General features: G+C 65.2%; 19 protein-coding genes and 1 tRNA gene. 10 read left to right on the plus strand and 10 right to left on the minus strand.

Translation table 11 applies throughout. From position 1 onward, the window contains the following. Positions 1-200 precede the first annotated feature (200 nt). From ACLB6G_RS14700 to ACLB6G_RS14715, 4 genes are all read right to left on the minus strand, one after another. On the minus strand, positions 201-1,487 hold the full coding sequence (locus tag ACLB6G_RS14700) for an NAD(P)/FAD-dependent oxidoreductase (RefSeq protein ID WP_410356949.1): 1,287 nt from the start codon (positions 1,485-1,487) through the stop codon (positions 201-203). Positions 1,488-1,500: 13 nt separating this feature from the next. Beyond that, positions 1,501-2,931, minus strand: coding sequence for a glutamine synthetase family protein (locus ACLB6G_RS14705; RefSeq protein WP_410356950.1), 1,431 nt, complete (start codon positions 2,929-2,931; stop codon positions 1,501-1,503). Between the two features lie 67 nt (positions 2,932-2,998). Further along, entirely contained in the window at positions 2,999-3,412 is a 414-nt protein-coding gene (locus ACLB6G_RS14710; protein ID WP_410356951.1) for a hypothetical protein, read from the minus strand. Positions 3,413-3,579: 167 nt separating this feature from the next. Then, positions 3,580-3,831, minus strand: a complete 252-nt coding sequence (locus ACLB6G_RS14715; protein ID WP_410356952.1) for an SMc00767 family acetate metabolism repressor — start codon at positions 3,829-3,831, stop codon at positions 3,580-3,582. Between the two features lie 281 nt (positions 3,832-4,112). Between ACLB6G_RS14715 and ACLB6G_RS14720 the strand changes: the two genes are divergently transcribed. Beyond that, the gene (locus tag ACLB6G_RS14720) at positions 4,113-5,561 is read left to right on the plus strand and encodes a helix-turn-helix domain-containing protein (RefSeq protein WP_410356953.1); all 1,449 of its coding nucleotides are present in this window, start codon (positions 4,113-4,115) and stop codon (positions 5,559-5,561) included. Here the strand turns inward: ACLB6G_RS14720 and ACLB6G_RS14725 are convergent. Next, complete coding sequence (locus tag ACLB6G_RS14725) at positions 5,555-6,139, minus strand: ferric reductase-like transmembrane domain-containing protein (protein WP_410356954.1); 585 nt, start codon at positions 6,137-6,139, stop codon at positions 5,555-5,557. The two genes, ACLB6G_RS14720 and ACLB6G_RS14725, sit on opposite strands and share 7 nt — an antisense overlap. Before the next feature lie 132 nt (positions 6,140-6,271). On the opposite strand from ACLB6G_RS14725, the gene ACLB6G_RS14730 reads away from it, so the two are divergent. The 5 genes from ACLB6G_RS14730 (at position 6,272) to ACLB6G_RS14750 (ending at position 11,910) form a co-directional block, all read left to right on the plus strand. Further along, the gene (locus ACLB6G_RS14730; RefSeq protein WP_410356955.1) at positions 6,272-7,717 is read left to right on the plus strand and encodes a glutamine synthetase family protein; all 1,446 of its coding nucleotides are present in this window, start codon (positions 6,272-6,274) and stop codon (positions 7,715-7,717) included. Between the two features lie 118 nt (positions 7,718-7,835). Next, a complete protein-coding gene (locus tag ACLB6G_RS14735; RefSeq protein WP_410356956.1) occupies positions 7,836-8,936 on the plus strand; it encodes a polyamine ABC transporter substrate-binding protein in 1,101 nt (366 codons plus the stop codon). A gap of 96 nt (positions 8,937-9,032) precedes the next feature. After that, positions 9,033-10,172, plus strand: a complete 1,140-nt coding sequence (locus ACLB6G_RS14740) for an ABC transporter ATP-binding protein (RefSeq protein WP_410356957.1) — start codon at positions 9,033-9,035, stop codon at positions 10,170-10,172. Between the two features lie 12 nt (positions 10,173-10,184). Further along, the gene (locus ACLB6G_RS14745; protein ID WP_410356958.1) at positions 10,185-11,087 is read left to right on the plus strand and encodes an ABC transporter permease subunit; all 903 of its coding nucleotides are present in this window, start codon (positions 10,185-10,187) and stop codon (positions 11,085-11,087) included. Position 11,088: 1 nt separating this feature from the next. Then, entirely contained in the window at positions 11,089-11,910 is an 822-nt protein-coding gene (locus tag ACLB6G_RS14750) for an ABC transporter permease (protein ID WP_410356959.1), read from the plus strand. Between the two features lie 6 nt (positions 11,911-11,916). Here ACLB6G_RS14750 and ACLB6G_RS14755 read toward each other — a convergent pair whose 3' ends face one another. Together ACLB6G_RS14755 and ACLB6G_RS14760 are read right to left on the minus strand one after the other, a co-directional pair. Then, on the minus strand, positions 11,917-12,159 hold the full coding sequence (locus tag ACLB6G_RS14755; protein WP_410356960.1) for a DUF6460 domain-containing protein: 243 nt from the start codon (positions 12,157-12,159) through the stop codon (positions 11,917-11,919). Between the two features lie 107 nt (positions 12,160-12,266). Beyond that, positions 12,267-14,090, minus strand: coding sequence for an AsmA family protein (locus tag ACLB6G_RS14760; protein ID WP_410356961.1), 1,824 nt, complete (start codon positions 14,088-14,090; stop codon positions 12,267-12,269). A gap of 204 nt (positions 14,091-14,294) precedes the next feature. On the opposite strand from ACLB6G_RS14760, the gene ACLB6G_RS14765 reads away from it, so the two are divergent. Further along, positions 14,295-16,250: an acetoacetate--CoA ligase gene (locus ACLB6G_RS14765; RefSeq protein WP_410356962.1), complete on the plus strand. Its 1,956-nt coding sequence runs from the start codon at positions 14,295-14,297 to the stop codon at positions 16,248-16,250. Positions 16,251-16,498: 248 nt separating this feature from the next. Here ACLB6G_RS14765 and ACLB6G_RS14770 read toward each other — a convergent pair whose 3' ends face one another. From ACLB6G_RS14770 to ACLB6G_RS14780, 3 genes are all read right to left on the minus strand, one after another. Continuing rightward, positions 16,499-18,199: an ABC transporter permease gene (locus ACLB6G_RS14770; protein ID WP_410356963.1), complete on the minus strand. Its 1,701-nt coding sequence runs from the start codon at positions 18,197-18,199 to the stop codon at positions 16,499-16,501. Positions 18,200-18,299: 100 nt separating this feature from the next. After that, positions 18,300-19,340, minus strand: a complete 1,041-nt coding sequence (locus ACLB6G_RS14775) for a Fe(3+) ABC transporter substrate-binding protein (RefSeq protein ID WP_410356964.1) — start codon at positions 19,338-19,340, stop codon at positions 18,300-18,302. A gap of 161 nt (positions 19,341-19,501) precedes the next feature. Next, positions 19,502-23,515 (minus strand): ATP-binding protein, encoded by a 4,014-nt coding sequence (locus tag ACLB6G_RS14780; RefSeq protein WP_410356965.1) that lies wholly within the window; start codon positions 23,513-23,515, stop codon positions 19,502-19,504. A gap of 243 nt (positions 23,516-23,758) precedes the next feature. Between ACLB6G_RS14780 and ACLB6G_RS14785 the strand changes: the two genes are divergently transcribed. The 3 genes from ACLB6G_RS14785 to ACLB6G_RS14795 all read left to right on the plus strand — a co-directional run bounded on the left by ACLB6G_RS14785 (position 23,759) and on the right by ACLB6G_RS14795 (position 25,302). After that, positions 23,759-24,211, plus strand: a complete 453-nt coding sequence (locus ACLB6G_RS14785; RefSeq protein WP_410356966.1) for a phasin — start codon at positions 23,759-23,761, stop codon at positions 24,209-24,211. Positions 24,212-24,417: 206 nt separating this feature from the next. After that, positions 24,418-24,494 (plus strand) — tRNA-His (locus ACLB6G_RS14790). Between the two features lie 115 nt (positions 24,495-24,609). Beyond that, a complete protein-coding gene (locus ACLB6G_RS14795; protein ID WP_410356967.1) occupies positions 24,610-25,302 on the plus strand; it encodes an HAD family hydrolase in 693 nt (230 codons plus the stop codon). Positions 25,303-25,313 lie beyond the last annotated feature (11 nt).

Raw genomic sequence — 25,313 nt, forward strand, 5'->3', positions numbered from 1 at the left:
ATGCGGTCGAGTGGGGCAAGGCCAGCGAAAGTGGTTCCCGGTTTCGCGTCCGGACCTTGCCCGGAAGGAATCGATGCGGGAGAGCCGGGTCAGAAGGTTCAGATGCGGTCGAGCTGGGCAAGGCCAGCGAAAGTGGTTCCCGGTTTCGCGTCCGGACCTTGCCCGGAAAGAACCGATGCGGGAGAGCCGGGTCAGAAGGTTCAGATGCGGTCGAGCATCGAGAACCAGGTCATGGCGGCCAGCAGCAGCGGCTTGCGGAACATGCGTCCGCCGGGGAAGGGCGGAATCTTCAGGTCCCGGTAGTGGCGCAGCCGGTCCTCCTTGCCGGCCACGGCCTCCGCGTAGAGCCGGCCCGTATGGTTCGACAGCAGCACCCCATGGCCGGAAAACCCGCCGATGGAGGTGACGCCCAGCATCACGTCGCGCACGAAGGGCTTGCGCGGAATGGTGATGCCGACCGAGCCGCCCCAGGCATGGGTGATCTCGATGTCGCGCAAGGCCGGATAGATCTCCGCGATCTGCTTGCGCACATGGGTGGTGATGTCGTTGGGCTCTTCCGCCGTATAGGCCTCGCGTCCGCCGAACAGCAGCCGGCCGTCGCGTGACTTGCGGAAATAGCGCACCACGAAGCGCGAATCATCCACGCTTTCGCCGCCCGGAATGACGCTGCTATCGCCGCCGAGCGGCACAGTGGCGCCGATGAAGGAGCGGATCGGCATGATATGCGCGGCCGAGACCGGCTCCAGAGTCTCGCCATAGGCATTCGTGGCGACAAGGCAGCGTTCGGCGCGGATCGTTCCTTCCGGCGTCGTCACGGCCACCTTGCCGCCCTCGCGCGCGATGGAAAGCGCCGGCGTGTTTTCGTGGATCGACGCGCCGGACAGCGCCGCGACGCGCGCCGTGCCGAGAACCAGTTTGAGCGGATGGATGTGGCCGGTGGCCGTGTCGCGAATGCCGCCGTGATAGCGTGTCGAGCCAAGCCGCTCGGCGGTCTCCGCCTTGTCCATGAAGCGGACATGCGGATAGGCGAAACGCTCTGCCATGATGTCGGCATGGGCGCGGAAGGCATCGAGATAGCGCGGCTTGTGCACCACGGACATCTGGCCCGGCACGTATTCGATGTCGATCTGGTGCGTCCGGGCGAATTCGAGCAGATGCGTCTTGGCGTCCTCGGCGATGGCGAAGAGGGTGCGGGCCCGTTCCAGGCCGATCTCTGCCTCCAGTTCCTCCGCCCAGGCCCGCTGCCCCGTGCCCAGTTGCCCGCCATTGCGGCCCGACGCGCCGTCGCCCACGCGGTGGCCCTCGATCAGGATGCAGCCGATCCCGTCTTTCGCCAGTTGCGCTGCCGCCGAAAGCCCGGTGAAACCGCCGCCGATGACGATGACGTCCGTGGTGTGGTCGCCTTTCAGCGCCGGCCATTCCGTCCGCTCTCCGGCGGTCGCTTCATACCAGGACAGGCCGGGCGAGATTGCACTCGTATGGACCATGATGGCGTTCCGGTCAGACGTTGAGGAGCAGGAACTCGCGTTCCCAGGGGCTGATCACCTGCATGAAGGTCTCGAACTCGCCCCGCTTGATCGCCGCATAGGTACCCACGAACCCGGCGCCGAAAATCTCCGTCAGGGCCTCGTCGGCCTCGAACAGCGCCGTCGCCTCGATCAGCCCGCGCGGCAGTTCGATATCCGCCTCGTTGGCGGAATGGCCGGCCGGGTCCTTCGGCTCCAGCTTCTGCTTCATCCCGATCAGCCCGCAGGCGAGCGATGCGGCAAGCGCCAGATAGGGGTTGGCGTCGGAGGAGGGAATCCGGTTCTCCACGCGCCGGGCCGCCGGGTCGGAACGCGGAATGCGGAAGGCCGTGGTGCGGTTGTCATAGCCCCATTCCACGTTCACCGGCGCCGTGACGCCCTTGGTGAGCCGCCGGTAGGAATTCACATAGGGCGCGAACATGACGAGTGCGTTCGGCACATGGCGCTGCATTCCGCCGATGAAATGCCGGAACGCCTCCGATTCCGATCCGTCCTCGTTGGTGAAGATGTTGCGCCCGGTCTTCTTCTCGATGATCGACTGGTGGATGTGCATGGCCGAGCCCGGCTGGCCCTGGATCGGCTTTGCCATGAAGGTGGCATACATGTCGTGCTTGAGCGCGGCTTCGCGCAGCGTCCGCTTGAACATGAACACCTGGTCGGCCAGTTCCACCGGATCGCCGTGGCGCAGGTTGATCTCGAGCTGGCCGGCGCCTTCCTCATGGATCAGCGTGTCGATCTCCAGCCCCTGGGCTTCCGAGAAATGGTAGATGTCGTCGATCAGCTCGTCGAACTCGTTGATGCCGGCGATGGAATAGCCCTGGCCGCCGCCGATCGGGCGTCCCGAACGGCCAAGCGGCGGCGTCAGGGGATAGTCGGGGTCGGTGTTCTTGGAAACGAGGTAGAATTCGATCTCGGGTGCGACAACGGGTCTCAGGCCGAGCTTGTCATAGGCGCGGATGACGCGCTTGAGCACGTTGCGCGGCGTGAATTCCACTTCCCGCCCGTCCTGATGCACCATGTCGCAGATCACCTGCGCCGTCGGATCGCTTTCCCACGGCACCACCGCCAGGGTGGAAAGGTCCGGCATGAGCTTCAGGTCGCCGTCGTCCTCCGGATAGCGAAAGCTGTCGCTTTCCTCCGGATAGTCGCCCGAGATCGTCGTCATGAACACCGCGGAGGGAAGCGCAAGCGAGGTGTTCGACGTGAATTTCTTGGACGGCATCATCTTGCCGCGGGCAACGCCGGCCTGGTCCGGCGTGATGCACTCGATATCCTCGATCCCCCGCCATTCGAGCCAGGCGTTGGCCTCTTTCCAGGATTTCACGCCGCGCAGGTTGCTGACGAATTTCGGCGGTCGGGTCCGCCTTGCGGACGTTACGCGCACATCCCTTTTTTCGGAAGTCATACATCACCGGATCAGGTTGAGATGACCGACTATAGGAGATGCGCGAAGTGAAAGGAAAGGGGGACGATCAAACCTGTGGACCGGCAATCGTCAGGATGACCTTTTCCAGCTGGTCCGGAATGATCGGCTTTCGCAAGATGATGTCCGCCTGGATGTCGTCAGGCTGTTCATCATTGCTGAACATGATGATCCTGGGCCTCGCCTTGCCGGTGAAGGCGCCGGAATAGCGCCGGCAAAGTTCGGACGCATCGCTGCATTCGAGAATGACAAGGGTCGGCATGCCCATGTCCTCGACGGACGCCATTGTCGAGGGCTCCATCGCACGGCATGTCTTGCCCATCCTCTTGAGTGTCCCCTCGATGACGATGCGGCTGACGCGGTCGGCCGTGACGATGACGATGTCGTCCTTCGCCCTGGTTCCCGCACCGGAGACCCCGGTCTTGCCATGGCGGAGACCAAATTCGCGATTGTCCTGCTTCATGGATGGTGCTTCGCTCGGTTCAACGTTGGCGTGTCCTATCGCCAGCGCATTAAACCATGTTGTAGGGCACCGCCAGAATGCAATCTTAAATTTAACAAAATAGTGAACGCAACAAGGCCGCACCCTGTGCGGGCACGGCCTTGCATGGGAATCCGCCGGCTTGCGGGTCAGTCGTTGGCAGCACCGGCATTGTTGGTCACGATCACCGGAATGAGCAGGTCGCCCCAGTTGCCGTTGCCGCAGTGATGGCGCGCCGAGCGAACCAGTTCCACCGACACGCCGGCCTCGACGGCCTTCATCACCGACTGGTTGAGGCGGTGCAGGTCGTTGGCCACCATGCGGATCACCGCCTGCTGGTCCATGTTCATGGCCGAAGCCTGTTCCTCGGCGCGTTCCTTGACTCGCGTTTTCGGTGCCATCTGTCTCTCCTTGTCACCGGGCACCGGCCCGGTTGCGATATCGACGGCGCTTTGACAGGTCTTTCGGATTCATGCCGGACCGCCTGTCTGCGCCGCCTTCATGGTCAAGCTAGCGCTCGTATCCTCGATATGCGAGGGAAAACAGCCGTTTCGAGCGGTGAATCGGGTCAAGCTGTGGAGGCTTTGACGAGCCGGCCTTGTAAGCATGTAAATATTGTAAAATCCACAATGTGCCCCTATTCTGTAAAGCGGTGTAAATCAGCAAGGCATGGAGCGCCGCCGTGGCGGACCAGAAGATATTCGTCGGCCCGCGCATCCGCCGGATCCGCAACGCCAAGGGCCTGACCCAGACCGCGATGGCCGAGGCGCTCGGCATATCGCCATCCTATCTCAACCTCATCGAGCGCAACCAGCGCCCCCTCACCGTGCAGCTCATCCTGAAGCTGGCCTCGGTCTACAAGATCGACCCGGACGAGTTGCAGGGCGAGACCGGCGCGTCGCTTGCGGCATTGCGGGAGGTCTTCGCCGATCCGTTGCTCGTCGGCGAACTGCCCGGCGAGCAGGAACTGATGGAGATCGCGGAGGCCGCGCCGAATGTGTCCGCGGCCGTCGTGAAGCTTTACCGCGCCTATCGCGAGCAGGCCGAGCGGCTGACCGACCTGTCCGACCTGCTGGCCCGCGAGGGCCATGCGACCGCCTTGTCGGGCGCGCGCCTGCCGATCGACGAGGTGCACGAGGTCCTGGAGCCGCGGGCGAACCATTATCCCGTGCTGGAGGAGGAGGCGGAGGCCTTCACCGCCCTGTTGCAGCCCGGCGACGACCTGATGGGCGCCCTGAAGACCTGGATGCGCGCGGAACTGGGGATCACGGTCCGCGTGCTGCCCGTCGCGACCATGCCCAACTGGCGCCGCCGTTTCGACCGCCATTCGCAGCGCCTGTTCCTGTCGGAACGCCTTTCACCCTTCGACCAGTTGCGCGAGGTGGCGATGGAGGCGGTGCTGCTGCGCATGAACGTCGCCATAGCGCGCGAGATCGAGGCGCTGAAACTGTCCACCGACGAGGCGCGCCGTCTCGCCCGCTTCGAGATGGCGCGCTATGCGGCCCATGCGCTGATGATGCCCTATCAGCCATTCCTGCAGGCCGCGCAGAAGGCCCGCTACGACATCGACGTGCTGCGCTCGCGCTTTGGCGTTTCCTTCGAGCAGGCGGCCAACCGCCTGACCATGCTGGGCCGGCAGGGCCAGGCCGGCATCCCCTTCTTCATGCTGGAGGTCGACAATGCCGGCCACCGCTTCCGCCGCGCCGGTGCCCAGGGGTTCCCCCAGCAGCGCTTCGGCGGCATGTGCCCCAAGCTCGCCATCCATGCCGCCTTCACCCAGCCCGGCCAGATCTTCGTCGAGGCCGTCGTCATGCCCGACGGCACCGAGTTCCTCACCGTGGCGCGCACGCTGGAGGGGCCGCAGGGGGCATTCGCCGAGCGCCCGCGCCGCACCGCCATCCTTCTGGGCTGCGACATCGCCTTCAAGGACGAGATCATCTATGGCGGCGCGCTGCCCGGCGTGGTCCCGGGCGTCACGCCGAAGAACGGCCAGGTGCCCGCCACGCCGGTCGGGCCGGCATGCCGCCTGTGCGAACGCTCCGGCTGTCTGGCCAGGGCCGAGCCGCCGATCACCCGGCCGCTGGGCCTGGACGAGATGGTGACCGGCCTGTCCGCCTTCGACTTTCAGTGAGTTGGGCGGCGCGGCGCAAGCATCCGTGCCGCTTCCATGGCAATCAGCAGGCCGGTGATACTCCAGAAGAGCCAGTCGCCACGGGCTTGAAGATACCAGTGCCACGCGCCGAAAGCCGCGGCCGGCCAGGTCAGCCGCTGCACGGGCTTCCAGCAGCGGTCGAGCCTTGCCCTGACCGAAGGCAAAGACGAGAGGGCAGGAGGCAGGAGCAGGACGAAGGCCGCCCAGCCGGTCCAGATGCTGGTCCAGGCCAGCCCCTGGATCACGTGGTCGAGCCGTCCGAGCGCCAGGACCGTCGCGGCCATGTGCAGCGCGGCGAAACCGAAGGCTGCAAGGCCCATGTCGCGGCGCATGGCGGCCAGCCCGGCAATGAACCGGTGGCCCGGAAGGAGGCTTTCCAGCGGCGCCACCGCCAGTGTCGCCGCCATCAGCAGGGCCGCCGCCAGGCCGCTCGGCTCCAGCGTGTGCCGCCATTGCCAGCCGCCGGTCAGGACCCTGGCCACCAGCCATGCGGCCCCGGCCAGGGCGGCGAACCGGAACAGGAAGCGGGCAGGGCGGGTGAACATCGGGGTCGCCATGCCCTGTCATTAGCGGCAGACGGCCTGCACATACAGGTATTTCGACTTAGCTTAAATGACAGGGACCGAGTTGACATCCGGTCCGGCGCGCGGTCAGTCTTGTCCGTCTTCAACAATTGCGGGTAGCACATCTTGGAACAAGGGGCATCTGCCGCCACGGCGGCCAATACGAACGGCAAGGGCATGGACGCCAAGGACATGGTACCCGACACCGGCACCCCCGATGGCTTCATTTCCGCAGATCACAAGGCCGAATACGAGACGTTCGTCGCCACCCATCCGGATCTGGAGGCCGTCGAGTTCCTCATGGTCGATCCCAACGGCGTGATGCGCGGCAAATGGGCGCCCGCGGATGCGCTCAAGAAGGCCTTTCAGGAGGGCGTGAACTTTCCCATGTCGCTGCACGGGCTGGATGTCTGGGGCCGCGAGGTCGAGGAAACCGGCCTGCATATCGAGACAGGCGACCAGGACGGCTATTGCCGCGCCACGCGCGGTTCGCTGTCCATCGTTCCATGGGCCAAGCGCAAGACCGCCCAGGTCCTGTTGCAGACCTTCTCGCCCGAGGGTGAGCCCTTCATGGCCGATCCGCGCCAGGTGCTCAAGCACAAGGTGGCCGAGGCCAATGCGAGGGGCCTTTATCCCGTCGTTGCCTTCGAACTGGAGTTCTATCTCCTGGAGCCGGGTACGGACTGGGACGACGGCATGCCCGCACCGGTCGGCGCGATGGGCGGGCCGGACCGGCTTCGCATGTACGGCCTTGACGATCTGGCCGAGCACGCCGCGCTCTTCGACATGATCCGCGACGCCGCCGCCGATCAGAACCTGCCCATCGACACCATCATCAAGGAGGCCGCGCCCGGCCAGTTCGAGGTCAACCTGAAGCATCGCGGCGATGCGCTGCGCGCTGCCGACGACGTGATCAAGCTGCGCCGCATCGTCATGGGTTGCGCCCGCGCGCACGGGCTCCAGGCCACCTTCATGGCCAAGCCCTTCATCGAATATGCCGGCAACGGCATGCATGTTCACACCTCGGTGCTCGATGCGGCCGGCGTCAACATCTTCTCCGGCGAAGGCGGCCGCCAGCGTCTCGAATACGCGGTGACCGGCCTGCTCAAGACCATGCCCGAAGCCCTGCTGATGTTCATCAACACCTGGAACGGCTTCCGCCGCATCACGCCCGGCTCCTATGCGCCCACGCGCGCCGTCTGGGCGGAGAACAACCGCTCGGTCGCCGTGCGAATCCCGGTCTCCAACGAGTCCAACAGGCGCATCGAACACCGCATCGCGGGCGCCGACGCCAATCCCTATCTGGTCATGACGGCCATCATCCAGGCCATCATGGAGGGGCTGGAACAGCGGGTGCCGCCGCCGCCCCCGGTGGAGGGCAACGCCTATGACGAGGACGGTCTTTCGCTGCCCGACGACATGGACGACGCGCTCCAGCTCATGGATCGCGGCGGTTTCGCCGAACGCGCCATGGGGCCCTTGCTCGCCAAGGTCTTCAAGGACCTGAAAAGGGCGGAAATCCTCGCCTTCTGGCAGGAGATCACGCCGCTGGAGCGCACCAGTTACCTGTGAACCGCAAACCGGAAAAACCGGCTTGAGCAAGGCGGGAAAGGCCAATAGGCTTTCTATCGGAACCGGCCGCAAAGCGCTCGCCACGAGAGCCGGAAGAACCTTCTGAGAGGAGAATGAGATGACCCGATCCAAACTGTTCCTGACCGCCGTTTCGGCGCTCGCGCTCGGCCTGGCCGCCGGTGGCGCGGCCGCCCAGGAACGCGTGGTGAACGTCTACAACTGGTCCGACTATATCGATGAATCCATCCTTGAGGATTTCACCAAGGAAACCGGCATCAAGGTCGTCTACGACGTCTTCGATTCCAACGAGATCCTGGAAACCAAGCTGCTGGCCGGCGGCACCGGCTATGACGTGGTCGTGCCCACCGGCACCTTCCTGGCGCGCCAGATCCAGGCCGGTGTGTTCCAGAAGCTCGACAAGTCGAAACTGCCCAACCTGGAGAACATGTGGGACAAGATCGCGCAGCGCACCGAGAAATACGATCCGGGCAACGACTACTCGATCAACTACATGTGGGGCACCACGGGCATCGGCTACAATGTCGCCAAGGTCAAGGAGGCCCTCGGCATCGAAACGATCGACAGCTGGGACGTGGTCTTCAATCCCGAGAAGATTTCCAAGCTCGCCGATTGCGGCGTCTACATGCTGGACGCCCCGGCCGAGATGATCCCGGCGGCGCTCAACTGGCTCGGCAAGGATCCCGATTCCAAGACCGCCGAGGACATCGAGGCAGCCCAGGCCGCGCTGGAGGCGATCCGTCCGTCCATCCGCAAGTTCCATTCGTCGGAATACATCAACGCGCTCGCCAATGGCGACATCTGCCTGGCCGTCGGCTGGTCGGGTGACGTCTTCCAGGCCCGCGACCGGGCCGCGGAGGCCGACCAGGGCGTCGAAGTCGCCTATTCGATCCCCAAGGAAGGCGCGCAGATGTGGTTCGACCAGATGGCGATCCCGGCCGATGCGCCGCACGTCGCCGAGGCACATGAGTTCCTGAACTACATCATGAAGCCCGAAGTCATCGCCAAGGCATCGAACTATGTCTTCTACGCCAACGGCAACAAGGCCTCGCAGCAGTTCCTCGACGAGGAAGTGATCGGTGATCCGGCGGTCTACCCGGACGAGGCGACCACCGACAAGCTGTTCACCACGACGCCGCCCGATAACAAGGAACAGCGGCTGATGACCCGGGCCTGGACCCGCGTCGTGACCGGCCAGTAACAGCGGACAACAGCCCCGGCGGATCAAGGTCCGCCGGGGTTTTTGCAAGAACAGGCCAACAGCCATGAAGGCGGCGCTTCGCAGGGGGATGAGGGGATGAAATCGCTTGGCAGCATCAGGAAGAGTTTTGCACCCTGGAACGATCCGGACGCCAGGCCCTACATCGTCTTTCGCAACGTGACCAAGCGCTTCGGCGATTTCACCGCGGTCGACGACCTGACGCTGACCATCTACGAGCGTGAGTTCTTCGCCCTTCTCGGCGCCTCGGGCTGCGGCAAGTCCACCCTGCTGCGCATGCTGGCCGGGTTCGAGGAACCGACGTCCGGAGAAATATTGCTGGATGGACAGGACCTGCGCGGCGTGCCGCCCTATCGCCGGCCCGTCAACATGATGTTCCAGTCCTACGCCCTGTTCCCGCACATGACGGTGGAGGCCAACATCGCCTTCGGCCTCAAGCAGGACGGCATGGCGAAGCCGCAGATCCAGGAGCGCGTGGCCGAGATGCTCAGGCTCGTGAAGCTGGAGAAATTCGCCCACCGCAAGCCGCACCAGTTGTCGGGCGGCCAGCGCCAGCGCGTCGCGCTCGCCCGTTCCGTGGCCAAGCGGCCCAAGGTTCTCCTTCTCGACGAACCGCTCGGCGCGCTCGACAAGAAGCTGCGCGAGGAAACCCAGTTCGAGCTCATGGACCTGCAGCAGGACCTCGGCCTGACCTTCGTCGTCGTCACCCATGACCAGGAAGAGGCGATGACCATGGCCGACCGCATTGCCGTCATGGACCATGGCAAGATCAAGCAGGTCGCAACGCCGGCCGAGGTCTACGAGGCACCGTCCTCGCGTTTCGTCGCCGATTTCATCGGCAATGTGAACATCTTCGAGGGCGAGGTCAGCGAACTCGGATCCGGTGGTGCCGTCATCGCGGGACAGGACGGCCTCGAAATCCGCGCCGCCACCGCCGGCCAGGCGCGCAAGGGCGAGAAGGCATGGTTTGCCATCCGCCCGGAAAAGATCCGCATCATGCCGGACAATCCCGGCGCCGCGCCCAACACCATCGACGGCGAGGTCTGGGACATCGCCTATCTCGGCGACATGACCATCATCCATGTCCGGCTGGATTCGGGCAAGGTGGTGCGCGCCTCCATGATCAACAGCGCCCGCGGCTCCGACAATCCCCTGACCTGGGGCGACCGCGCCTGGATCAGTTTCGAGCCGGATGCCGGCGTCATCCTGACAAGCTGAGCGGAGGCGGCCATGCAGAAACTGATCTCGTCGATCGCCAGCCGCCTGGTCATCCTGGTGCCCTATGCCTGGCTCCTGTTCTTCTTCCTCATCCCCTTCCTGATCGTCTTCAAGATATCGCTGTCGACATCGGCCATTTCCATGCCGCCCTACACGCCCGTCTTCGAGGGGGTCGGAACCTGGCTGGAGAGCGCGCGCCGCTTCACCATCGACAACTATCTCTGGATCACCGAGGACGCCCTCTATGTGAAGGCCTACCTCTCCAGCGTCATCATCGCCGCCGTTTCCACGTTCCTGACGCTCCTGATCGGCTTCCCGCTCGCCTATGGCATGGCGCGTGCCCCGCATGGCATCCGCCCCACGCTGCTCATGCTCGTCATCCTGCCGTTCTGGACGTCATTCCTCATCCGCGTCTATGCGTGGATCGGCATCCTGAAGCCCGAGGGCCTGCTCAACCAGTTCCTGATGTGGTTGGGCGTGATTTCCGAGCCGCTGCAGATTCTCAACACCCACACCGCCATCTTCATCGGCATCGTCTATTCCTATCTGCCCTTCATGGTCCTGCCCATCTATTCCACGCTGGAGAAGATGGACTATTCGCTCATCGAGGCGGCGCAGGATCTCGGCTGTCCGCCGATTTCGGCCTTCTGGAAGATCACCCTGCCGCTGGCCGTGCCGGGCATACTCGCCGGCTGCCTGCTGGTGTTCATTCCCGCCGTCGGCGAGTTCGTCATTCCCGACCTGCTCGGCGGTTCGCGCACGCTGATGATCGGCAAGACGCTCTGGTCGGAATTCTTCAACAACCGCGACTGGCCGCTGGCCTCGGCCGTGGCGATCATCCTGCTGCTCTTGCTGGTGGTTCCCATCGTGCTGTTCCAGAACGCCCAGGCGCGGGCGCAAGAGGCGGGGAAGTGACATGAACACGACCTGGTCCCGCTTCAACATCGCTTCCGTCGTCTTCGGTTTCGCCTTCCTCTACCTGCCCATCGTGCTGCTGGTCATCTATTCGTTCAACGAATCGCGCCTCGTCACCGTCTGGGCAGGCTTTTCCACGAAGTGGTATGCCGAGATGCTGCGCAATGACGGACTGATGAACGCTGCGTGGGTGACCGCGCGCGTCGCCTTCCTGTCAGCCTCGGTCGCCACCGTGCTCGGCACGCTCGCTGCCCTTGCGCTCGACCGGTATACCCGCTTCCGCGGCCGCATCCTGTTTTCCGGCATGGTCTATGCGCCGCTGGTCATGCCGGAGGTCATCACCGGCCTGTCGCTGCTCCTGCTCTTCGTGGCTGTCGGGCTGGACCGTGGCTTCCTGACGGTCACGCTCGCCCATGTCACCTTTTCCATGTGCTTCGTCGCCGTCGTGGTCCAGTCGCGCCTCGTCAGCTTCGACCGTTCGCTGGAGGAAGCGGCCATGGATCTCGGCGCGCCGCCTGTCACCACCTTCCTCCAGGTGACCCTGCCCAACATCCTGCCCGCCGTCATTTCCGGATGGATGCTCGCCTTCACGCTTTCGCTGGACGATCTGGTCATCGCGTCCTTCACCTCCGGTCCGGGCGCCACGACCCTGCCGATGAAGATCTACAGCCAGGTCCGTCTTGGCGTCACACCGGAAATCAACGCCGTCTGTACCGTGCTCATCGCCTTTGTAGCGACCGGCGTGATCATCGCTTCCATCGTCAACAAGCGAAAGGACCTGCAGCGCCGCCGCGACGAGCAGGCGGCCTTTGCCAATGCATGATTCGCTTCAGCTTCGGGGCGGACGCAGCAGGAAGACCACGACCCATACCGGGACGATGACCATCGAGCCGAGCACGATGTTCGGAATGGCCCATTCCGCGCCCTTCTGAAGCAGGCCCAGAACGCGCTCCGGCGTCATGCCGACCTGTTGCAGGATGTCGGCGGCCGTCAGGTTGAATGCGGACAGCCCGGCTCCGGTGATGAGCGAGATCACCAGGATCTTGAACAGTCCGATCAGGAATTTGAACACGCCGCCACCCCGCACCCTCTTGCGGTCATTTGATCGAAACTAGACTGATTCGCCGCGAATGAGAATTTGCCGGCAAATGCCGTCCGGAAAGGCGCCGCCGGCCGGTTTTATTGCGGGGCCGCGGCCGGCGCAAGGACCGGGGAGATCAGCGGGGCGTTCCAGGACCCGCCGGCGAAGAAGGACAGTGGCGCCGTGCCCGCGCGGTTTTCACCCAGCGGGGTGACGGTGCCGGCGATGGCGAGGCTTCGCCCGGCCAGCGGGATCAGCCCGACGAGCTTGACCTGGCGCACCGCTGTCGTCAGCGTGGCCTTCTGGATGCGCGCAACGCCTGTTTCGATCGCCAGTTCCACCTCCGCTGTCTGGAATTCGAGCGGCCTACCCCTGGCTTCGGAAAGCCGGAAGAAGCCCGACGTGCGCAGCCGGTCCACGAACCGGTCGAGATCCACGTCCGGGATGACGCCGGCGGCCATTTGCGCCGAGAGCGAACCCGTGGAGTTCTCGATCAGGTCGCCCCAGGTGGCCCCGGGTCCTTTCAGGATCAGCGAGAACGTCGTGATCGCATCGGGCACGCCATTGGCCAGCGGTATGGTCTCCCCGATCAGCCGCCCGTCCACTTCCGTGGCCAGCAGCCGCAACTCGCTCGTGCGTCCTTCCCTGCTCCGGTTGATCCTGAGCCCGGCCTGGACGGTGCCGCCGAAGGCGCGTGCATCGGAAATGTCGAAGACCGAAAGGTCGTCCTTGACCTGCGCCGTTGCGGCAACCTCGTTCAGCGCCACCGCGCCGAAGCTCGCATTTTCCGCCGAAAGCCGCAGGTCGAGATTGATCCTGTTGGCGGGAACCCCTGTGAGCGGGCCGCCGGAGGGATCGCCAGGCAACACGTCCGGAAAGGCATTGAGGATGGTGGCGAGATCCATGGTCGGGAAATGCAGCGTGCCGGCCACCACCGGCACCGGCCCGGGCAGGCCGAACTCGAGGACGCCGCTGCCCGTGCTGTCGCCGAAGGTGAGTTCGGCCTGTTCCAGCTTCAACCGTTCCGGTCCGCCGCTCAGCCGCCCGCTCACCGCGATCCGTCCGGGCAGCAGGCCTTGCGAGGCTGTCAGGCGCGACCATTCCATCGCCCGCGAAAGCGATGGCGTCGAAAAGGATGCGACACCGTTGAGAAACAGGGCGGGCCGCCGCGTCACGATGCCGTCATAGGACAGGGTGAGCGGCTTGGAGGCCAGTTCGAGGGTCAGCTTCGACTGGCCCCCGGCCATCAGCATCAGTGGCTGCTGGGCCGACAGCCGCAGGTCCGCCTGCTCGCCGTTCCAGATGGCAGACCCCATGGCGCTCATCCCCGCGGCAAGCCGGGGCCATGAGACCGTTGCGTTGATGCTCGAGACGACCGGAAGCTCCTGGCCGTCCTGCGTATAGACGGCCCGTCCGTCGACAAGGCTGACCGTGCCGAGCGGTTCGTCGGGAACGGAGGAAAGATCGGGCGCATCGCCGTCGGCGGACACCGCCGATTCCGCCACCCTGATCGCGGTCACGAAACGGCCGCTCGAGGGTGCCGCCGGAAGCGACGTCGCGTCGGGCAGCTTGAGCACCGGACGGACGATGTCGATCCGCGTGAACCTTATGCGCCCGGAAACGGCGTCGAGGGCCGACAGCGCGACGCGCACCTCCTCCGCCCGTGCCACGGTCAGGTCCGGATTGCCCCAGGGGGTCAGTTGCACGCCCGACAGCTTGACCTCGACATTGGGAAACAGCGAAATCTCGGGTGCTGCCGTCAGTTCGACGCGATATCCGGTCCAGTTGCTCAATTCGGCGGCAATGCGTCCGCGAATGATCGACGTGGAGGCGAGGAACGGCAGGGACAGGAAGATCGCGACCGCGAGCAGGCCCAGCAGCAGACCGGAGAGAAAAAGCCTTCTGATGACCGGTGCCGACATGCGCGCCCTTTTTCCTGCCCTTCGATCCTCTTCAAGCTGTAACCGACGCGATGGCCTTTTCAAGGAGGCCGGGCGGTCATCACCCTTTTTACCACAGGCATCTGCCGGGCGCCGCTTGCACTGGCGGAGGCGGGCGGTGTTTATACGCTCTTGCGAATTCAACACGGATCGGCAACACAGGCCCGCATGAAAAGGGAGGTTAGCATGACCCAGGACGCCCCGTTGTGGACTCCGTCTCCGGACCGCATCGCCGCACACCCGATGACGGCCTTCATGGCAACCGCCGGGGAGCGCGCCGGCCGGGCTTTCGCCGGTTATGACGATCTCCACGCCTGGTCGATTGACGACCGCGAGGCGTTCTGGAGCCTGGTCTGGGATCATTGCGGCATCATCGGCGACAAGGGCGAACGGGTGCTGGTCGATGGCGACCGGATGCCGGGCGCCCGCTTCTTTCCCGATGCCCGGCTGAACTTCGCCGAGAACTTCCTGTGGAAGACCGGCGAGGACGACGCCCTTGTCTTCCGGGGCGAGGACAAGGTGGCCCGCCGCATGTCGTGGAACGAATTGCGCGCCCTCGTCTCGCGGCTGCAGCAAGCCATGCGTGCCATGGGCGTCAAGCCGGGCGACCGCATCGCCGCCATGGTTCCCAACATGCCCGAGACGGTGGCCTGCATGCTGGCCGCCACCTCCATCGGCGCCATCTGGTCGTCCTGTTCGCCCGATTTCGGCGAGCAGGGGGTGCTGGACCGCTTCGGCCAGATCGACCCGGTCCTTTTCGTCGGTGTCGACGGCTACTGGTACAACGGCAAGCGCCAGGAGACGGGTCCGAAACTGGCCGCCGTCTTCGCGAAGCTGCCGGCGAAACAGTGCATCGTGCTGGACTATCTCGGCGATGCGGCCGCTGTCGCCGCCTCCATTGATGGCGCCGCGACGCTGGACGATTTCATCGCCCCCTTCGAGGCCGGCGATCCCGTCTTCACCCGGCTGGAGTTCAACCACCCGGTCTACATCCTCTATTCCTCCGGCACGACCGGCATTCCCAAGTGCATCGTCCACGGCGCCGGCGGCACGCTGCTCCAGCATGCCAAGGAGCAGCGCCTCCACGCCGGCATCGGCGAGGGCGACCGCTTCTTCTACTTCACCACTTGCGGCTGGATGATGTGGAACTGGCTGGTCTCGGGCCTGGCGGCCGGCGCGACCCTGCTGCTTTACGACGGCTCGCCCTTCCACCCGGACGGCAATGTCATCTTCGACTATGCGCGCGACGAGAAGATGACCTATTTCGGCACCTCGGCCAAGTTCATCGACGCGGTGCGCAAGTCCGGCCTGAGGCCGATCGAGACCCACGACCTCTCCACGGTGCGCGTCATCTCCTCGACCGGGTCCCCGCTGTCTCCGGAAGGCTTCGAGTTCGTCTATGACGGCATCAAGGCCGACGTGCACCTGGCCTCCATTTCCGGCGGCACGGATATCGTGGCCTGCTTTGTCCTTGCCATTCCGGGCAAGCCGGTCTGGTCGGGCGAGATCCAGGGGCCGGCGCTCGGCATGGCCACCGATGTCTGGAACGATGACGGCAAGCCCGTGCGCCAGGAAAAGGGCGAACTGGTCTGCACCCGGGCCTTTCCCTCCATGCCGATCGGTTTCTGGAACGATCCCGACGGCATGAAGTATCACGGCGCCTATTTCGAGCGCTTCGACAATGTCTGGTGCCACGGCGATTTCGCCGAATGGACCGAACACGGCGGCATGATCATCCATGGCCGCTCCGACGCGACGCTCAATCCCGGCGGCGTGCGCATCGGCACGGCGGAAATCTACAACCAGGTCGAACAGCTTGACGAGGTGATCGAGGCCCTGTGCATCGGCCAGCAGTGGGAAGACGACGTGCGCGTCGTCCTGTTCGTCCGTCTGGCGGAAGGCGTGGTGCTCGACGCCGACCTGGAGAAGAAGATCCGCACGAAGATCCGCACCGGTGCCAGTCCGCGCCATGTGCCTGCCAAGATCGTGCCTGTCGCGGACATCCCGCGCACCAAGTCGGGCAAGATCACGGAACTGGCCGTGCGCGACGTCGTTCATGGACGGCAGGTCAAGAACAAGGAGGCGCTCGCAAACCCGGAGGCCCTTGAACTTTACCGGGATCTGGAAGCGCTCCGGAATTGAGGCTGGTCCGGCGTGGTTAATGGAAGGTCGCCTTCAAATTTACCACGCGTCAGTTCAGGGGCGGATGCCTAGAACACACAGTCCGGCGGTAATGTTTCGTTAAGGTCTTCGCCGCATGATCGCGTTAACTGATTGTTGAAGTCTTTCGACCTGATACCGACTGACTGAGCTTGAGCAAACTTGACAGCTTGCCGATCAATTGGGCGCTTTCCGCGGAAAGACGGAAGGCGCCTTTTTCTTGTCCGCCGTCAGGAGGCCTCGTCGCGCATCAGTGCGCGCGACAGCAGGATCACGGGCGCCAGCGCGGTCACGATGATGAGCAGTGCGGCCATGGCGCCGTCTTCGACAACGCCGCGCGAGGCGTTTTCATAGACATGGGTTGCCAGGGTGGAGAAGCCGAAGGGCCGCAGCAGGATCGTCGCTGAAAGTTCCTTGACGGTGTCGACGAAGACCAGGACGCCGGCGGTCATGATGGCCGGTGTCAGCAGCGGCAGCAGCACGATCCGGGCCGAGCGGGCCGGCGAACAGCCGAGCGAGCGCGCCGCGTCGTCGATATTGCGGGGCAGCTTCTCCAGGCCTGAGCGGATCGTGCCTTCCGCCAGCGCCAGGAAGCGGATCGTACAGGCATAGATGACGGCGCCCGCTGTGCCGCTGACCAGCAGGCCGGTGGAAAGGCCGAACCAGTCGCGTGCCAGTCCGTCGACCGTGTTGTCGAACCGGGCCAGCGCAAACAGCAGGCCAAGGCCGAGGATCGTTCCGGGCAGGGCATAGCCGATGGTCGATACCCGCGCCATGGCGAGCACGCCGGGCCTGCGGACGAGCCGGTTCGCATTGAGCAGCACGAGCGCCACGCTGACGGTCAGCACGGCGGTTGCCGCGGCAACCAGGACGGAACTGACAAAGGCATTCTGCAGCGCCGGCTCGAAGATCTGGTCGATGCGCCGCAAGGCAAAGGCACCGAGGACCTGGATGGGAATGCCGAACCCGGCCATGATGGGCAGCAGCACGGCAGTGAAGGCGGCGGCAGCGCGCCAGCCCGTCAGCTTCAGCCGGGGCGGGCGCGCCTTGATCTGCGTGGCGCGGGCGGCATGGAAGCCCTGCTTGCGCCGCGCCCATTGCTCGGCCATCAGGATGGCAAAGACGATCACCATCATCACCGCGGCAATCTGCGCGGCGCCTTCCAGGCTGCCCCTGTTCAGCCAGGTCGAATAGACCGAGAAGGTCAGGGTGCGCACGCCCAGATATTCCACGGCGCCGATGTCATTGAGCGTTTCCATCAGCACCAGCGCGACCCCGGCAATGATGGCGGGGCGTGCCACCGGCAGCAGGATGCGCCGGAACACCTTGCCCGGGCGGGCGCCAAGCGTGCGGGCGACATCGGCGATGGTGCGCCCCTGCATCAGGAAGACCACCCGCGTCGTCATGTAGACATAGGGATAGAGCACCGCCGACAGCACCAGCGCCGCGCCTTCGGTGGAACGGATGTCCGGAAACCAGTAGTCGCGCGGGCTCTGCCAGCCGGAGACTGCGCGCAGCGCCGTCTGGACCGGCCCGGTGAAATGGAAGAATTCGCCGAAGGCATAGGCGGCCAGATAGGGCGGCACGGCGACCGGCAGGATGAGCGCCCAGGCAAGCAGGCGCCGCAACGGAAAGTCGTAGGCGACGATCAGCCAGGCCGTGGTGACGCCGATGCTGGCGGTTCCCGCCGAAACCATGGCCAGCAGCCAGAGTGTTGTGAAGGTCGACCGCGGAAGCACGTGTTCGATGAGGTGCGGCCAGTCCTCGCCGCTGCCCGTCACGCCCACGCTGACCAGCACGAGAACCGGAAGCAGGACCAGTGCCGCGATCAGCGCGGTCGCGGTCAGGATGGCGCGATGGCGCAGCCGGCGCACGGGCGGCAGCCGGTCAAGGGGCAGGGGGGCTGGATTGACGGCCTGGCTGGGTTGCATGGAATGCGTCCTTTGCCCCGCTCACGCCGTCATGGCAAGCAGCGAAAGACGGAGCCGTCTGCCGGCTCCGCCTCCCCTGGGCCTTGATGCGGAAACGGGCTCAGCTCTGCGGGCCGTCATCCAGACCAACCCGGTCGACCATTTCGGAGGCAGCCTTGCGCTGTTTCGCGATATCCGTGAGCGGCAGCGTGTCCGCCTTGATTTCTCCGAATGACTGGACGATCTCGGAGGCTTCCACGCCCGGCTTGACCGGATATTCGAACACCTGCTCGGCATAGACCTGCTGGGCCTTTTCGCTGGCCAGGAACTCCATCAGCTTGATGGCGGCTTCCTTGTTGGGCGCATGCTTGGCCAGTGCCATGCCGGACACGTTCACATGGGTGCGGCCGTTTTCGAAGGTCGGGAAGATGACCTTCATCGCATTCGCCCAGTCCTTCTGCTCCGGTTCCTTCTCGTTGGTCTTCATCAGGCCGACATAGTAGGTGTTGCCAAGGCCGATGTCGCACTCGCCCGAATAGATGGCCTTGGCCTGGGCGCGGTCATTGCCTTCCGGCTTGCGGGCCAGGTTGTCGCGCAGGCCCTTCATCCACTCTTCGGTCTTCTCCGCACCCTCATGGGCGATCATCGCGGCGAACAGGCCGATATTGTAGTCGTGCTGGCCGGTACGCATGCAGATGCGGCCCTTGAACTTCGGGTCGGCGAGGTCGGCATAGGCCAGTTCGTCCTCCGCCACGCGCTCCTTCGAGGCATAGACGACGCGGCCGCGCTGCGTGAGGCCGAACCAGTTGCCTTCCGGATCGCGAAATTCGGCCGGGATGTGAGCGTTGATCTCTTCGCTGTTCACCGGCTGGGTGATGCCGGCTTCCTTGGCCTTGGTCAGGCGCGAGATGTCGACGGTCAGGATCACGTCGGCGGGCGAGTTCTGGCCTTCCGCCGCGATGCGTTCCTCAAGACCCTTGTCGAGGAAGAGAAGCTGCGTCTCGATGCCGGTCTGCTCGGTAAAGGCGTCGAGCACGGGCTCGATCAGGTCGGGCTGGCGGTAGGAATAGATGTTGACGACGTCTTCCGCCATTGCGGGGGCGGCAGCGAACGGCGAAAGCAGGACGGCGGTGCAAGCCAGCCGTGAGATAAGGGTCTTCATTCCGGTCTCCTGGGCTTCAGGGGTCAAGGCCCTGTGCTGAGGGTTTCCATGGGGCCGGCATGTCTGCCGGATGCGCACTTTCAGTGCCCCGGCCCCGGCCGGGAATCAAGGAAATCCCTGAAAGACTGGAACGTTTCTAAACTGGAGTGGAATGATCCTGTTCAGTCGGCCAGCACACGTGTCGGCGGGAAGATCACCTCCACGATGGTGCCTTCGCCCGGCGTCGAGGTGATGGCGAAACGCGCCCGGTTCGCCTCGACCAGCGCCTTGGTCAGCGGCAGGCCGAGCCCGGTTCCGTCGCCGCGTGTCCGGCGCATCGTGTTGAGCTGCTTGAACGGCTTCATCGCATGTTCGATGTCCGATGCCGTCATGCCGATGCCGGTATCGCGCACATGCATGACGATCTCGCCGCTGGCCTCGTAGGAGGTCGACACGATCACCTGCCCGCCGGGGGGGGTGAATTTCACCGCGTTGGACAACAGGTTGAGCGCGATCTGGCGCATGGAGCGCTTGTCGGCCACCACGTCGGGCAGGCCGGAGACGAGCGAGGAGCGGATGATGACGCGCTCCCGGTTGGCTTGCGGCTGCATGATGGCGACGGCCTCGGAGAGGATGTCGTTGAGCGGAACCGCCTCGTGCGACAATTCCTGGTGGCCGGCCTCGATCTTGGAAATGTCGAGCAGGTCGTTGACGAGGTCGAGGACGTGGTTGCCCGACCGGTTGATGTCGCGCAGGTAGTCCTTGTAGCGCTGGTTGCCGATCGGGCCGAAGCGCTCGCCAAGCATCAGTTCGGAAAAACCGATGATGGCATTGAGCGGCGTGCGGATCTCGTGGCTGACGCGTGCCAGGAACTGCGTCTTCTGGCTGGAGGCGTCCTCGGCCTGGCGGCGCGCCTCGGTCAGTTCCTCCTCGGCGCGCTTCCAGTTGGTGATGTCGCGCATGACCGCGCAGAAACCGCCGTCCGAAGGCAGCTTGCCGATGGTCATGTAGAGCGGGATGAAGCGGCCCTTGGCTTCACGGCCGATCACCTCGCGGCCGTCATTGAGCACGCTGGCAACGCCGTTCCCTGCCAGTCCGGACAGATAATCCCCGGCCGCGCGCTGGCTTTCCGTTGCGAACAGCCGGATGAAGGGTTCGCCGGTCATCGCCTCGCTGTCATGGCCGAACAGCGCCTGGGCGGAACGGTTCATCGCCCGGATGGTGCCGTCGTTCTCGATCAGGATGACGCCGTCGGTCGCCGTGTCGAGGATCGTGTTGAGCTGGCGAACCGTCGCCTGCAGCTTCTCGGTCGTGTCGGACGTCAGGAAGGCATTGACGCGCGGCGCGTCATCCGCTGCTTCGTCCGAATGCGTTCCGGAAATCTCCGGCATCTCCGCCTCGCCCTCGTCGCCGGCGTCGAGGAAGGCCAGCATGAGCGCCTTGCCACCATTCCAGCCGATGGTCTGGATGTGCGTACGCACCCGCGCCGTGCTGCCATCGGCCAGACGGATTTCCGGCCCTTCCGGCCCGGCCTCGCCGAACAGCGCGTCGAGGCCGCCGTTCGTCTCGAGGTCTGCGAGCGAGGCATGGCCGCTGAACGCGAGGAACGCGGCGTTGGCATAGGCGAGGCCGCCGCCGCCTGTGACGAGAACGGGCACCGGGAGCCGCGCCAGGAAGGACGGCGACACGTCGCCTGCGGCCAGCCTTCGCGCCAGCGGGGCGGCCTGGTCCTTCTGTCCGTCCTCCCGCGCCGTACTGTCGTCGGGCTCAAGCTGTGCATCGGCGGCATCCGGAACGTTTTCCGCATCCGGCCCCAGAATGCGCTCTGGCGCCGGATCAAAAGTCGTGTCCATGGCCGGTTGCGCATCTCCGGCCGGCCGGGTCGCAACCGGCCGGGCAAGGCCATAGGCGTTGATGGACGGAAAGACGGGCTCGACCTTTTCCGGCGCCTGCACTTCCTGCAAGGCATCCAAGGCCGTTTCGGCGGGCGCCGGTTCGAAAGATTCGGTCTCCTCGGCGTCGGCATCCGCTGCGCTGGCTCCGCCGGTCCCGATGGTCGCCGCCCCGTTGTCCTCCGGTGGAACGGTCTCCGCTTCGCGCAATGCATCCGGCGCGGCTCCCGGATCCCCGCCATCCGTTTTCCCCGCACCGGCCCGGTCGTCATTGGCTCCGGTCCTCTCCGGACCTGTGTCGAGGCTGGCGGCGATATACATCGCGCCGGAAACCCCTGCGCCTGCGAAGGCACCGGCAAAGCTGCGCCGCGCCGGCGGGCGGGAAGGTTCGCGCGGCTCGACAGGCGTCCCGGCGGACGCGGCGTCGGGCAGTTCTTCTCCGGCTTCTGCCTGTGCCTCGGCCCGATCCCCGGCTGCTGGCGGCGGGCTCACCTCCGCGCCCGGCACGCGGTCGCCCGCATCCGCTTCCGGGACGGCCGGCGCGGATTCGCGCAGTTTCCGGCCGATGGATTCGAAGGCGATCCGTTCGGCACTGGAAAGCTGCCTTGCTTCCCCGCGGTCGCGGCGTTCCTCGAGCCGGATGATCTTGTCGGCGAGCCTCCGGTTCAGCGAGGTGTCGACCGCGAGCGCCGGCGTCTCTCCCTGGAAGGGGTCATGTTCCATTTCCGGCAATGCGTCCGGTTCCGGCAACGGGTGCTGCGTTTCTCCCGGCAGCACCGCATCCGCTTGCCGGTCGTCTCCGGCCCCGTCGGCGGGGCTCATGTGCCGGCTTTCCCCGCCGGCTGCCAGCGCCATCCCCGTTCCGGCCGGATCGTCGACCGCATCGCCGGGGCGGATCACGCCGAAACCGCGAAAGCCTTCGAAGCTCCGGTCGCGGCGGTAGATCGGCAGCGCGGCGAGATCGACGGGTGCGCGCATGGCGGTTCCCTGAAGCGGCCAGTACACGCAGCGGCCCGACCATGTGTCGCGCCGCGACAGCAGACCGGCGATGTCTCCGTCCGGATCGATGCCGAATTGGGCCGCCACATCCTCGAAGGGACGGCCGATGATGTCGCTGGCCGCAGGCCCGACGACGCCGCAGAATTCGTCCGAGATGGACGTGAAACGTCCTTCCGCATCGGTTCTCCAGACGAACCGCACCGGCTGCGCGTCCCCGCCTGCCTGCGCGACGAACGGCATGCCGCCGGCCTCGTCCGCCGGGCCCGGTTCGTCAGCGGGTATACCTGTGCGTCCCTCCGGTCGCGCCGCCTGTTCGGGCTGCTCGAAATACCAGTCGTCATGCGGCGCGGTGGTTCCGGACGCGCCTTCGCCGCCGTGCTGCGAACCGGCGAAGCCCGGTTCGTCGATTGCGGATGCAACAGGCATGTCGTCATTGGCCGGACGGTCACCCCGCGGCCCGTCTGCCGGCCCGCCGCGCTCTTCCCCGGGTCTGGCCGCCGGAAAGGCCAACCCGACCATTTCGGCAATGCTGCGCGGACCGGGCCTTCCGGCATTTCCCTGCCGCTGGTCTTCGCCGCCCGCCGCGTCATCGGCCGGAAGCGGTCCTTCATCCGGCCCGGGAGCACCGGCCGGGCCCTTGTCCACCTCTGCAGCTTGCGGTTCGACGGCCAAGAGCAGGTGAAGGGCCGGATCGTCGCCAAGCCGGGCGAAACCGGCTGGCAGCGGCCCGTGACGGCTGGCGATCATGCGCTTGACGAGACGGTCCTCTTCATGCGCCACCGCCTTGACCAGGGCTGCCAGGGTTTCCGCGGTGATGCCGAGCCGGTCGTAGCCGTCGGTGCATTCCAGCACTTCGCCATTCGGGCCAATGAGCGCGGCATGGTTTTCCGGGCTGGAAAGGCCTGCGACGACCCGGGGCGAGCCGTACTCGCCGCGCGCTTCGGCGGGTATGGCCAGCAGGATGGCAGCCTCTCCCCGCGGCAAAATGATGCTGCTGGCCTGGAAGGCGACGGTTCGCGACCCGATGCCCGTGCCCATGCGCACCAGGACCGGCATTTGCCGGGGCAGGTTGGGAAACCCGCTGAGGCCGGCAATCTGGCGGCGCGCGGTCACCGACAGGCCGGTCTCCTGGCCGATGGCATCCTCAGGGCCGTCAAAGCCGAAGATCAGCGCGCCGTGCCCGTTGGCCCAGACGATCCTCGACAGATCGTCCGACAGCACCGCAAGCGCGTCGCCGGCGGCAAGCCGCCCGCGCACAGCATCGTTCACGGCGATGTCAAGAAAGGGGTATGCGCCCGTTTCCATGTCTGCGACCCTGCTTTCGCTTGTATCCGGTGTCCCGGCAGCTTTACCCTTTCTTAATAGTCCCTGGCTCCGCCACCGTCCATGTTCGACCCGGCGCGCCGGCCCGTCAAACTCCCCAAGTGGTTAATTTGCTTCCGGGAATTGTGCGCTGCAAAAAATATGTTGCAATGCACAAAAAGATCGCTATATTACCCCTATCAACTCACACCGGCGAGAGCCGGTCAACATTATGAGGATCATGATATGACCAAGGCTGCAAAGACCGCTGAAACCATCGAATTCCCTGCCTTCGACGCGACCAAGGCCACCGACCAGATGCGCGCCTTCGCCGAGAAGGGCGTGGAGCAGACCCAGGAAGCCTACGCCAAGATGAAGTCGAACGCCGAAGAAGCCCAGAAGATGGTCGAGGACTCCATGGAAACCGTCAAGGGCGCTGTCCAGTCCGTTTCGCTCAAGACCATTTCGGCCATGCGCGCCAATGCCGAAGCCGGCTTCTCCCACATGGAAGCCCTGCTGGGCGTGAAGTCGCTCTCCGACTTCGTCGAACTGCAGACCGCCTTCATCCGCAAGCAGACCGAAATGGCCGCCGAGCAGGCCAAGGACGTCCAGGCCGCCGCCACCAAGGCTGCCGAAGATCTGGCCAAGCCGGCCAAGACCGCCTTCGACAAGGCTGTCAAGGACATGAAGGCCGCCTGAGGCCGTCACGGAACTTCCCCTGCGGCCATCCTCCTCCCGGCCGCGGGGAATCGCCGGCCCGGTCCCTCCTCCCGACCGGTCGGCACGCAAAGAGACCGGGCCCCGTGCCCGGTCTTTTTCGTTGGCCGCGATGGATTTCGCGCCGGATTTGTGCTTGAAACCCGATGCGAATATGCGTATTGACGCTCCGCCGGGTCCCGGCATGTGCGGTTGTAGCTCAGTTGGTTAGAGCGTTGGATTGTGGCTCCAAAGGTCGGTGGTTCGAATCCACCCAACCGTACCACCCCCCCGTTTCCCTTCCCGCATTGCCTGCCACCGCGCCATCCGCTTGACCGGTATTTGTCCGGCTGACAATCAGGTCGCCGGGTCCGCGCAGGGACTGACAGGGGAGGGGCGCTGTGTCCGGCCGCAAAGACCGCCTTGTGATTTTCGATTGCGACGGCGTGCTGGTCGACAGCGAGCCGATCTCGATCGCCGTCCTCAAGGAGATCATTGCCGAGGCCGGCGCGGACATCCCGCTCGGCGAGGCTTACAGGCGCTTTCTCGGCCGTTCGATCAAGTCCATCGTCGCCGACCTTGCGGCCGGCAATGGCCTGGCGGTGACCGATCTTCACCTGGAGACGATGCGCGAGCGCCTCTATGCGCGCTTCCGGGGCGAGTTGAAACCCGTCGGGGGAATTGCCGAGACGCTGGCCGCGCTCGACCGGCCGTTCTGCGTGGCATCGTCCAGCCAGCCCGAGCGCATCCGCCTGTCGCTGGGCATAACCGGTCTGCTGGACCGGTTCGAGCCGAACGTCTTCAGTTCCACCATGGTCGCGCGCGGCAAGCCCGCGCCGGATCTCTTCCTTCATGCGGCCGGTGCGATGGGCGTGGCGCCTGCACGCTGTGTCGTCGTGGAGGACAGCCCGGCGGGCATCGCCGCGGCCCGCAGCGCAGGGATGCAGGTGGCCGCCTTCACCGGCGGTTCCCATGTCGGGCCCGCCGGGCTTGCATCCGTCATTACAGAGCTTGAACCTGACGCTGTCTTCGCGAACATGCGCGAACTGCCATCGATTCTGGCGCGGCTGGACGGGAAGAAGCTGACGTCCTGATGAGCGGCTCC

This window comes from Zhengella sedimenti (assembly GCF_046506625.1).
GTDB lineage: Bacteria > Pseudomonadota > Alphaproteobacteria > Rhizobiales > Rhizobiaceae > Zhengella > Zhengella sedimenti.

Excerpts from the sequence above, each read along its gene's own strand:
- ACLB6G_RS14725 (WP_410356954.1), bottom strand. The coding sequence starts at position 6,139 with ATGGCGACCCCGATGTTCACCCGCCCTGCCCGCTTCCTGTTCCGGTTC.
- ACLB6G_RS14780 (WP_410356965.1), bottom strand. The coding sequence starts at position 23,515 with ATGGAAACGGGCGCATACCCCTTTCTTGACATCGCCGTGAACGATGCT.
- ACLB6G_RS14765 (WP_410356962.1), top strand. The coding sequence starts at position 14,295 with ATGACCCAGGACGCCCCGTTGTGGACTCCGTCTCCGGACCGCATCGCC.
- ACLB6G_RS14715 (WP_410356952.1), bottom strand. The coding sequence starts at position 3,831 with ATGGCACCGAAAACGCGAGTCAAGGAACGCGCCGAGGAACAGGCTTCG.
- ACLB6G_RS14750 (WP_410356959.1), top strand. The coding sequence starts at position 11,089 with ATGAACACGACCTGGTCCCGCTTCAACATCGCTTCCGTCGTCTTCGGT.
- ACLB6G_RS14770 (WP_410356963.1), bottom strand. The coding sequence starts at position 18,199 with ATGCAACCCAGCCAGGCCGTCAATCCAGCCCCCCTGCCCCTTGACCGG.
- ACLB6G_RS14785 (WP_410356966.1), top strand. The coding sequence starts at position 23,759 with ATGACCAAGGCTGCAAAGACCGCTGAAACCATCGAATTCCCTGCCTTC.
- ACLB6G_RS14745 (WP_410356958.1), top strand. The coding sequence starts at position 10,185 with ATGCAGAAACTGATCTCGTCGATCGCCAGCCGCCTGGTCATCCTGGTG.
- ACLB6G_RS14705 (WP_410356950.1), bottom strand. The coding sequence starts at position 2,931 with ATGACTTCCGAAAAAAGGGATGTGCGCGTAACGTCCGCAAGGCGGACC.
- ACLB6G_RS14740 (WP_410356957.1), top strand. The coding sequence starts at position 9,033 with ATGAAATCGCTTGGCAGCATCAGGAAGAGTTTTGCACCCTGGAACGAT.
- ACLB6G_RS14735 (WP_410356956.1), top strand. The coding sequence starts at position 7,836 with ATGACCCGATCCAAACTGTTCCTGACCGCCGTTTCGGCGCTCGCGCTC.
- ACLB6G_RS14700 (WP_410356949.1), bottom strand. The coding sequence starts at position 1,487 with ATGGTCCATACGAGTGCAATCTCGCCCGGCCTGTCCTGGTATGAAGCG.
- ACLB6G_RS14710 (WP_410356951.1), bottom strand. The coding sequence starts at position 3,412 with ATGAAGCAGGACAATCGCGAATTTGGTCTCCGCCATGGCAAGACCGGG.
- ACLB6G_RS14775 (WP_410356964.1), bottom strand. The coding sequence starts at position 19,340 with ATGAAGACCCTTATCTCACGGCTGGCTTGCACCGCCGTCCTGCTTTCG.
- ACLB6G_RS14760 (WP_410356961.1), bottom strand. The coding sequence starts at position 14,090 with ATGTCGGCACCGGTCATCAGAAGGCTTTTTCTCTCCGGTCTGCTGCTG.